The organism is Acinetobacter sp. UBA3132 (assembly GCF_002364825.1).
GTDB lineage: Bacteria > Pseudomonadota > Gammaproteobacteria > Pseudomonadales > Moraxellaceae > Acinetobacter > Acinetobacter schindleri.
This window is the reverse complement of the sequence record NZ_DEZM01000021.1, coordinates 1-10,100: the sequence shown is the minus strand read 5'-3', so window position 1 is coordinate 10,100 and position 10,100 is coordinate 1. Positions and strand designations below refer to the sequence as shown.

The 10,100-nt window shown below is 39.6% G+C and carries 8 protein-coding genes; 6 read left to right on the top strand and 2 right to left on the bottom strand.

Features of this window, described 5'->3' with window-relative positions; all coding sequences use genetic code 11:
* Positions 1 to 178: 178 nt before the first annotated feature.
* Together B4033_RS00780 and metG are read right to left on the bottom strand one after the other, a co-directional pair.
* Positions 179 to 535 carry a hypothetical protein gene (locus B4033_RS00780; protein ID WP_004814739.1) on the bottom strand — a complete coding sequence of 119 codons (357 nt, stop codon included), beginning with the start codon at positions 533 to 535 and terminating at the stop codon, positions 179 to 181.
* A gap of 137 nt (positions 536 to 672) precedes the next feature.
* Positions 673 to 2,730 (bottom strand): methionine--tRNA ligase, encoded by a 2,058-nt coding sequence (gene metG, locus B4033_RS00775; protein WP_286831158.1) that lies wholly within the window; start codon positions 2,728 to 2,730, stop codon positions 673 to 675.
* A gap of 184 nt (positions 2,731 to 2,914) precedes the next feature.
* Between metG and B4033_RS00770 the strand changes: the two genes are divergently transcribed.
* The 6 genes from B4033_RS00770 to B4033_RS00745 all read left to right on the top strand — a co-directional run.
* Positions 2,915 to 3,718: a hypothetical protein gene (locus B4033_RS00770; protein ID WP_286831157.1), complete on the top strand. Its 804-nt coding sequence runs from the start codon at positions 2,915 to 2,917 to the stop codon at positions 3,716 to 3,718.
* Positions 3,719 to 4,102: 384 nt separating this feature from the next.
* The gene (locus B4033_RS00765; protein WP_286831156.1) at positions 4,103 to 4,855 is read left to right on the top strand and encodes a hypothetical protein; all 753 of its coding nucleotides are present in this window, start codon (positions 4,103 to 4,105) and stop codon (positions 4,853 to 4,855) included.
* A gap of 280 nt (positions 4,856 to 5,135) precedes the next feature.
* Positions 5,136 to 6,419, top strand: coding sequence for an iron-sulfur cluster carrier protein ApbC (apbC, locus tag B4033_RS00760; protein ID WP_045796308.1), 1,284 nt, complete (start codon positions 5,136 to 5,138; stop codon positions 6,417 to 6,419).
* A gap of 439 nt (positions 6,420 to 6,858) precedes the next feature.
* Positions 6,859 to 7,452: a LysE family translocator gene (locus B4033_RS00755; protein ID WP_045796330.1), complete on the top strand. Its 594-nt coding sequence runs from the start codon at positions 6,859 to 6,861 to the stop codon at positions 7,450 to 7,452.
* A 125-nt stretch (positions 7,453 to 7,577) separates the two neighbouring features.
* Positions 7,578 to 8,147 (top strand): dCTP deaminase, encoded by a 570-nt coding sequence (gene dcd, locus B4033_RS00750; RefSeq protein WP_004814752.1) that lies wholly within the window; start codon positions 7,578 to 7,580, stop codon positions 8,145 to 8,147.
* A 234-nt stretch (positions 8,148 to 8,381) separates the two neighbouring features.
* A partial coding sequence (locus B4033_RS00745; RefSeq protein ID WP_414631401.1) for a hypothetical protein occupies positions 8,382 to 10,100 on the top strand: 1,719 nt, incomplete at its 3' end.

The window sequence follows — 10,100 nt, the reverse complement described above, 5'->3', positions numbered from 1 at the left end:
CTTTTGATCTTTCAAAAGTAAGGCAATGCCTACGCAAAGAAAATATTTTTTATAAATTTAGAATGCGGCAGTGATTTAACAAATCCTCTCCCTAGCCCTCTCCTTTAAAAAAGGAGAGGGAACTTACAGGCATAAAAAAGCCCCTACATCGTAGAGGCTTTCTTTTTACAACCAAAAATTATTTTTTACATTCTGGTTGTGAACGGTCAATTACTTGAGTGCCTTCAACGCGGTAACCAATCTGACCCACAATAAATGCTTGATTCAATTGAGTAATAACAACATCAGATAAAGCCACAGCACAACGATCTTTCTCAATTGCACGATCTACCGCTGTTTTGAAGTTAGGAATACCTAATGGGAATAAAACTACCGGAACCTTATCTTCACCTGTAACACGTTGACCTTTCACAAATTGATTTGAGTTCAAGTTATAGTTCTTTGTAGAAGCTACAGTCATGTCTGCCATACGAACTGAACAGCCTGTAAAGGCAATTGTTGACATCGCTAGAACTGAAACTAGTAATTTTTTCATGCTTACCCCGAATAGTTATAAAAAATAAAAAGCGCTTTGATTTTATCGATATATTTTTTTAAAACAAGAAAATAAATTATATAAATGATATAAAAAAGCCCCTACATTAGTAGAGACTTTTTATTTAAGTCTAAACCTTAAGACACTTTATCACCCGGTTTAGCACCAGATTCAGGTGAAATCACCCAAACACCTTCGCCATTACCCGCAGCTAACACCATACCGTTAGAAATACCAAAACGCATCTTACGTGGCGCAAGGTTTGCTACCATCACCACCAATTTGCCTTTTAAGTCTTCAGGCTTATAGAACTCACGAATACCACTAAATACGTTACGTGGCTCAGCCTCACCGATATTTAACGTCAATTGAAGCAGTTTATCAGAACCTTCAACCGTTGCAGCGTCTAATACTTCCGCTACACGTAGGTCAACTTTCATAAAATCATCAATATTAATGATTTCAGCTTCACCCACTTTAGGTTCAGCTTTCTTCTCTTTGGCTTTCTCTTTTTTCTTTTCAACTTTTGGTGCTTCTGCAGGGGCTGCTAAAGAGTCTTTAGATGCATCCACCATAGCAGCAACCGCTTTAGGGTCAACACGTTGCATTAACGGTTGGAACAATGCAATTTCATGACCCACTAACACTTGCTTACGTGATTCAAAGTTAAAGCTGTCTAACTGTAAGAACGCTTGAACTTGTTCAGCCAATGTTGGCAATACAGGCGCAAGGTAAACCGCCAATTGACGGAATAAGTTAATACCCACAGAACATACGTCATGAACTTGTTGTTCTTCGCCTTCAATTTTCGCTAAAGCCCAAGGCTTTTTCTCATCAATATATTGGTTGGCTTTGTCAGCTAACGCCATAATTTCACGAATTGCTGTTGAGAATTCACGCGCTTCGTATGCTGCCGCGATTGAATCACCTGCATCAATAAAGCTTTGCACCAATTCAGGCTCTGCGCATGTTGCAGAAAGTTTATTATCAAATTTGGTATTGATGAATTTCGCACAACGACTTGCGATGTTAACCACTTTACCGACTAAGTCAGAGTTTACTTTCTGAACGAAGTCATCAAGATTTAAGTCAGAATCTTCAACTTTGTCCGAAAGTTTAGACGCAAAGTAGTATCGTAAGTATTCAGGGTTTAAATGCTCTAAATAGGTTTCCGCTTTAATGAATGTGCCACGAGATTTAGACATTTTCTGACCGTTTACAGTCAAGAAGCCATTAACAAATAAGCTTGTAGGCGTGCGGTAGTTTGCACCTTCAAGCATGGCAGGCCAGAACAACGCGTGGAAATAAACAATGTCTTTACCAATGAAGTGATACACCTCATTTTGAGAATCTTTTTTCCAGTAATCGTCAAAGCTTAAGTCAGGACGTTTGGTCTTGATGTAATTTTCAAAGCTCGACATATAGCCGATAGGCGCATCTACCCAAACATAGAAATATTTGTTTGGTGCATCTGGAATTTCAAAACCGAAGTAAGGTGCATCACGAGAAATATCCCAATCCGACAAACCTGCTTCAAACCATTCATCTAACTTATTGGCAATGGATACAGGTAAACGACCTTGGTCACGTGTCCATTTTTGTAGGTATTCACCAAAGTTCGGCAATTTAAAGAAGTAGTGATCTGAAGATTTCTCGACAGGCGTCGCACCGCTTAAGGTCGATTTTGGATTTAACAGTTCAGTAGCGTTATAGGTCGTGCCGCAAACTTCGCATGAATCGCCGTATTGATCTTCCGCTTTACATTTCGGGCAGGTGCCTTTAATGAAACGATCCGACAAGAACATGCCTTTTTCAGGGTCAAACAATTGCGTTACAGGGCGAACTGCAATGTTGCCCGCTTCACGGTTCTTGATATAAATCTCAGATGCACGAGCCTGGTTTTCAGCACTGTTGGTTGAATCGTAGTGGTCAAAGTCCACTTTAAAACCAGCAAAGTCACGTTCGTGTTCTTTTTGTACATTGGCAATTTGCTGTTCAGGGGTAATGCCATTGGCTTCAGCACGCAGCATAATCGCCGTACCATGCGCATCATCCGCACATACATAAGTCACGTTATGACCCATTGCACGCATCGCACGTACCCAAATATCAGCTTGGATATAACCGAGTAGGTGACCCATATGGATCGGGCCATTGGCGTATGGAAGGGCGTTAGTGACTAAGATATTACGCACGGATCTGACTCTCTCATTCGTATTTTATGCAATGGGCGGTAATTTTACATGAGATAGACATGACTTGCATAAGGCTTTTGGTGAATTCTTTTTCAACAACAAAGTTGCACCTCGATGAAATGCTACTTTATGGCAGGATTATCAGGGATAATAGCCTATCCGCCATTTGCTTGAGTGCTTGACCATGTATGACGATTACAATGATTTTGAAGATGATCAACCAGTCAGACGCATTAAATCGAATATCAAACAACAGACTTTAGGCAAACGTATCCTTGAAGATGCGCAAAGCTATTTAGATCAGATCTCACAAGGGGAACATACATTTTTAATCAATATCTTACGTGAACTGGCACAACAAGATGAATATTTTAATGTCTGGGCAGATCAGCTCGATCAACCTGTGGGTTCAAAAGTGGCCAATGATGCACTTAACCTGATGCACTTTTGGCAACAGATTCATGCCTATGAAAATGTTAAAAGCTTTAATTTATTGGATGTCATTAACAGTGAAGCCTTTCAAAAAGATGTACTGACGGCTTTTGATGCGATGCAGATTGATGAAGGTCATAAAAACTTGCGTCGCCCTGTGATCATTGAAGCCTTTAAAATGTATAAATTGGGCTGTTATGCAGGTTGTGTACCGCTCCTATATGCCCAGCTTGAGGGTTTACTCACAGATGTGCTCATTCAACAGGGTTTCCTCAAACAAAATGGCACCAAGTTTGTCGATGTCTATAAAATCGTTCCCGGTTTAAAGGGCAATGAAATTAAGAGTCTATGGCATAAATCTAAAATCGCTGCAGAACTGAATCCATACTTTGCAGAACTGGCTGCTTATCAAATGGATTCAAGTTCGACTGTTTCAGCCACACGCCATAATATTTTACATGGCACAGATGTGGCACATTTCACTCAAGCGCGCAGTTTTATCCTGTTCATCTGGTTGTTCTCGGTAGTAAGTTTTATGAGTACCGTGCGTGCTTAAACTAAGGTCGTTTGATACCTTTAGTTTTATTCATTCTATAAACGTTTAATGTAGATCGATCATAAGCATCCTTTAGCTTGAAAAATCAGGCTATAACAGCATTTGAATAGGTAAGCTAAAGGAAATGCAATGTCATGATGACAGTAAAATACTAATCGATAGTGCAAGAAATAAAATAAATAGAATCTTTAAAATACAGAACACAATCTCGTCCAGTTGGTGGTGATAAAAATTTAAGATCGTAAGGTTTGTGCTATCTGATGCAATGATCAGCAACAACATGTACAGGCTTTGTTGCAGTTTGCTTAATTCACCCGATTCATTCTCTGCTTTATGCTAAATAATTGTCTGATAACTTATATGACTTACCTAAGGAGGGTACTCATGACTCAGAATAACCAGACAAGTACTTCTAAGCAGAACCAAGATAAACAGCAACATGCACGTGAAATGCATGATCAAATTGAAAAAGAGCAAAAGCAAAACGAGATCGACAAGCAGCACAAACAGGAACATCAGGAAGTACTAGAGGCTCAGAAGAACGGGTCGGATAATAAATCTGAAAAGCAGAGTGCTAAAGACTCAGATAGTGAGCAATCAGATAAAAAAAATGAAACGACCAAGATGGATGACTTAAAAGCCAAGGCGATTGCTATTGGTGAAGAGCTATTACAGAAAGGCGAAAAGATTCTGAATGAGCTAAAAAATGGCAAGTCTGAAGTCAAGCAGAATGATGATATAGATGATTCCAAACAGGCTGCGCATAAAGATGAAAAATCAGACCAGCAACATGGCAATAATGGTCAAGATCAGCAGGATCGTATGACGCATCTTAAAGATGAAGCCCTACATAAGTTTGATGATACCAAACAGAAGATTACTGAATTGGTGAATGAAGCTTCTGTCAAACTGGCTGAGCTGAAACAGATGGCCACCGATACGATGGCTAAAATGAAAGAGAATTCATCTAAAGATCAAGACGCTAAAGATGACACCTCTAAGGAGAATACGTCTGATAAAAAAGAGGCTGCCAAAGATAAGGATTCAGAATCTGATGCAGACCAGTCTAAACAGGATCAAGGCAAAAACACCAAGGACCAGCAAGATAAGTCCGAACACAATAAAAATCATAAATAAGCTTTGATCGCACTGCCACTTCAACCATAACAGGGTTGAGGTGGCTGAATCTAATCAGACTCTTATTATAAAAATAATTATTCGCATACTAAAAACTACCTTATTTCTTATTCTCTTTCACTTTCCATTATTTCTATTCGCCACAAATTAATAAAACCAAGTAAAATGGTTGGAAATTGAAAATATCTCCCTCATCTTAATGGGCAGAATGCTTAACCTTAAGTGAAAAGCCCGTTAAACTAAGCTATTTAGATATCGATCTACATTTTTGGAGTAACCTATGTCGTGGCTTTCTTCGCTTAAATCGGTTTTTTCGCCTTCCAAGGAGGTGAACGAAGAAGCTGTGCAGAATGTACTGCAAAATTATATCTTGCCAAATTCTAACAATGCCTTGAAAGATCGGATTACTCAGGTCAATGTACAAGGTGAGATCTTACAGATCACGATTAATACCTATCCTGAAGAAAAAGAGCAGCTACAGCAGATTCATGATGAACTGGCTGACGCATTGGAAAAATGTGGCATCAAAGAACTCAATATGCATGTGATCCAGCAAAAAACGGGGCATAAAAAAGAGAGCGGGTGCGGGCATCATCATGCTGAAGGTGAAAGCTGCTCTAGCCAGCCGCAAACCACAGTAGCACCAAAATCGAATTTACCACCCGTGGTGGATGCATCTGCAAGCACTGATGCTGTAAAGCAGGCGAATGAAAATTATCAACCTCAACAAGAAGAAGCGCCTATTCAAAAAGCTGCCCCGCAACAGCGTGATGTGCCGAAGCATCCACGTATTCAAAATGTGATTCTGGTGTCTTCTGGTAAAGGTGGTGTGGGTAAATCAACCACAACAGTGAACCTGGCCTTGGCTTTACAAAAACTGGGTCTAAAAGTCGGTGTACTGGATGCGGATATTTATGGTCCAAGTATTCCAACAATGCTCGGTAATGCGGGTAAGACTCCAATGATTGAAGCTGAACACTTTGTACCATTAGATGCCTATGGCCTGGCGGTGCTGTCAATTGGTCATTTAACCGGTGATCACAATACACCAGTCGCATGGCGTGGTCCAAAGGCAACGGGCGCATTGATGCAATTGTTTAATCAGACACTTTGGCCAGATCTTGATGTCTTGATGATTGATATGCCGCCAGGTACAGGGGATATCCAGTTGACTCTAGCGCAGCGTATCCCAGTCACTGGCGCAGTGATTGTGACAACGCCACAAAATGTGGCATTACTGGACGCTACCAAAGGAATTGAACTATTTAATCGTGTACAGATTCCAGTCATGGGTGTGATTGAAAATATGTCGACTCATATCTGTTCAAATTGCGGCTATGAAGAACAGATTTTTGGTACGGGTGGTGGCGATAAATTGTCAGAACAGTACAATATTCCACTACTTGGCCGTCTGCCTTTAAATGCTGTAATCCGTGAAAATGCCGATGCCGGAACGCCGTCAGTGATCGCTGGAGATGAGGCTGCTGATAGCTATATGGCGATTGCCGAAAAGATTGCAGCCAAACTGCCAAAGGCTCAAAAAGATCAGTCTCGTATTTTTTAATAGAGATTATTGATTAAAACCTCAGTCCAGGCTGGGGTTTTTTGTGTTAAAGCTGACAGTAAAATGAAAGTATTTGCTAGCAAGTAGGTTCAATAAAAGCAAGAAAATAAATTAAGACAATAAGTGGAAATAAACTGAGTGACTTTAAAAGATTTGAAGATGAAAAAATCAGAAATGTATCATTAGATGAATCATTTTAAAGATATAAAAATTTAATTTTTGCGTTAGTGTTTTCTATAGAATTTTCTCATGAATAAGTGGGAGTCAACTAAAATGACTCTATCGTATATCACTTAATTTTAGCATTTTTTTCATATAAGTATTTGAATTTAATTTATAATTTAAATTATTCCAAAAAATTATAATTCTTCTTACAAATAAGATTTTGCAGGTAAAAATATTCTGATCTATGCTGCAAGCATTACAGCGAGGTCAACCCATGATTTCTTGGTTATTTATTGGTTTAGTAGTCACAATTTTACTGACTCCAGGCCCAACTAATACCTTATTGGCATCTTCCGGGATCCATGCAGGTTTTAGGAAATCATTTTATCTTATTCCTGCTGAAGCGTTAGGCTATCTGCTTGCGATCAGTTTTTGGGGAATCCTGATTGGCAAGATTTCAACCCATCTGCCAGCTTTACCGAATATCCTGAAATTATTTAGCGCCTGTTATATTCTCTATTTGGCAATCAGATTATGGCGTACAGCAGAAATTGCTGACAGTTTAAGTCAATTCACCATTCGTGCCAGAGAGTTATTTTTAGCAACTTTACTGAACCCTAAGGCCTTATTGTTTGCATCGGCAATTTTCCCCGTAATTGCATGGCAAAACAGTTATTATTATGTCGTACATATGCTGATGTTTATAGGACTATTAATTCCAATTGCAGTTTTATGGACATTCTTCGGTACTTTACTGGGTCGTAATAATAATCGTTGGCTCAACCAAAAAAATATGCAAAAGACCGCATCATTGGTACTGATGAGCTTTTCTGTACCGCTGAGTTATTCAGCGATTATGAGTCTGTAACTTCACTCAAAAAATCTTATTAAAATTTCAAAGTAGCATCAAGAAAGAACACTTATTTTCATTGAGGTGAATTTCAGTTAAAGTACGTCGCAATAACTGAATTTAAGATTTTTGGATTAGTACCAATGGCAATTAAGTCTGATCGCTGGATTCGCGAAATGAGCGAAAAGCATGGCATGATCGAACCCTATGCAGAGAACCAGGTTCGTTTTGATGAGAATGGTGAAAAACTCATTTCTTATGGTGTATCAAGCTATGGTTATGATGTTCGTTGTGCACGTGAATTCAAGGTATTTACCAATGTGCATTCTGCGATTGTAGACCCGAAACACTTCGACGAGAAAAGCTTTATCGACATCGAATCTGATGTATGTATTATTCCTCCTAACTCATTTGCGCTTGCACGTACTGTAGAATATTTCCGTATTCCACGTAATGTACTGACTGTTTGCTTGGGTAAATCTACCTATGCGCGTTGCGGTATTATTGTGAATGTAACGCCACTTGAACCAGAGTGGGAAGGTCATGTCACCCTTGAGTTCTCAAATACGACGAACCTTCCTGCACGTATCTATGCGGGTGAAGGGGTAGCACAGATGCTGTTCTTTGAATCTGATGAAGTCTGCGAAACTTCATATAAAGACCGCGGCGGGAAGTATCAGGGCCAGACTGGCGTGACTTTGCCAAAAGCATAATTAGTTTAAAGTATTGAATAAACGGGGCTTAAGGTCCCGTTTATTTTTTGAGTTTTCATTCATCGGAAACTTGGCTATTCAGCACTTTGCTTTTTGCATCTGAATGGAAAATAAGCATAATGGATGCAGAAATCTAATTAAAAGATGCACGATGCATCATTCAAAAATAGAAATTGCAGCTGGGAAGCTGAAAGATAAAGATGCGGAGCATCTGATAATAAAAGGACAGTGAAGATGATTTTGAACGGTAAACATTCCATCTTTAAAAAATCGTGTTTAGCAAGCATGGTGAGTTTGTTATGCATGCCTTCTACCTATGCTTTGCAGCAGTTATCGGATGAATCTTTAGCAGATACGACAGGGGAAGGGATCGCACTTACTCTAAATGATTTCAAAATGGTATTTCAGGCACCGAATGATGTATCGGCAGGCTCCAGTTATGCCCGTGGCATTGATAATCCTAGTCAAGCAGATACAGGTTTTATTCGCATTATTCCTACAGGGGAGAATTATATCCAATTAGGGCAGCGTGCCTATGATCAGGTTTATGCAGATACCTACGATAAAAGTGTATTACAGGGGAAAGCAGATCGTAATTATAATACGCTTTACAAAAGTACCTATGACACCACTTATAACTCACAATATCCTACATTATTAACAAGTTATAGCGCTAATATCGAGACTGATGCTGAGGCAAAAAGAGAAACTTTTTTATTAGAAACACGTGAAGCACTGCTCAAGACTCCTATTATGCAACAATACTATACACAACGTCTTGCAGATTATCGAAATGGGACTTGGGGATGGCATAATGGTTGGCTTTATCGGGATGGTACCGGATTAGCAACTGATGGTACAACAAAGCATTCCCAACGACCTGTTAGCGAAGATCCTACAGGCATTTTGGGTTACGACAAAGCAGCTCGAGATTTTGCACTCGGTAATACTTATGAAATGATTAATTTACTTTATGGTCCAGGTGCATTGACTGCTAATAGTGATCTTACCAATTCGACATTTTATAAAAGTCTAACTAACTTCGTTAGATCCGATCAAATTACTGCAACAGTTAATAGTCTGATTTCTAATGAAATCACTCGAGAGCGTCTTGCTGCAGAGTTACGTGCAAAATATAATGCCACTCAGCTCGCTGAAGATGCTGCAGACGCAGCAACGCAACAAATCCTGGCATTAATTATTGCGGCTGCTGAAGCCAGCGCATTACAGGCGGCAGCAAATTCCCCAGTCAAATCCTTAAAGACCAAGGCGGATGTTTTTATCTACGGTCTGGCATTATCTAAAAGTGATGGCTCATTAAGTAGACGCTATAGCAATGAAGGCTTTAACTGGGGTTCAGCTGAAAACCCTTGGTTATTCCGTGCAGGTACAGAGAGAGTTAAACAGTTTAAAAATGCAGATAAAAACATCGGTTATCTAGCACTAGAAGCACCATTGGCATTGATCCCTCAATATACGACTGCAGATGACAACAATATAAAACTAGGTTTCTGGACGGATATCTTTTCTAGAAGTCTGGATTCAAGCAACCAGATTGATCCAGCAACAGGTGCACCGACTTCAGGTTTAGAGTTAGATCAACGGCTACGTATGCAAGTGGTGGCCAATGGCTTAAGTCTAAATGGTTCGCAAGTCCGTTTATTCCAAACAGCTGAATCAAATGATGCAAACTATAATAAGACCCTAGGCTTAGCCGCATTATTACGTTTGAATACCAATGATAATCCAGCGACATTGAGTAAACTTGATTCAAATCTGGATGCACGTGGTATTCGTATTAGCTCAGCAGTTGAAAACGAAGATAACACGGTCGTTACACCTGCTATGGTGCGAGGTACACCAGCCCCAATTTTTGAAAAACAGGAAGGCTTGTATTTATATAGTCCTAATATCAATCTTGTCCTCGGTAATATGTATCAGCCTTTTGTAGTA

What these genes read in the sequence shown, in the direction of transcription:
- B4033_RS00780 (WP_004814739.1), bottom strand. Translation starts at nt 535, where the DNA reads ATGAAAAAATTACTAGTTTCAGTTCTAGCGATGTCAACAATTGCCTTT.
- B4033_RS00770 (WP_286831157.1), top strand. Translation starts at nt 2,915, where the DNA reads ATGTATGACGATTACAATGATTTTGAAGATGATCAACCAGTCAGACGC.
- B4033_RS00765 (WP_286831156.1), top strand. Translation starts at nt 4,103, where the DNA reads ATGACTCAGAATAACCAGACAAGTACTTCTAAGCAGAACCAAGATAAA.
- apbC (WP_045796308.1), top strand. Translation starts at nt 5,136, where the DNA reads ATGTCGTGGCTTTCTTCGCTTAAATCGGTTTTTTCGCCTTCCAAGGAG.
- B4033_RS00755 (WP_045796330.1), top strand. Translation starts at nt 6,859, where the DNA reads ATGATTTCTTGGTTATTTATTGGTTTAGTAGTCACAATTTTACTGACT.
- dcd (WP_004814752.1), top strand. Translation starts at nt 7,578, where the DNA reads ATGGCAATTAAGTCTGATCGCTGGATTCGCGAAATGAGCGAAAAGCAT.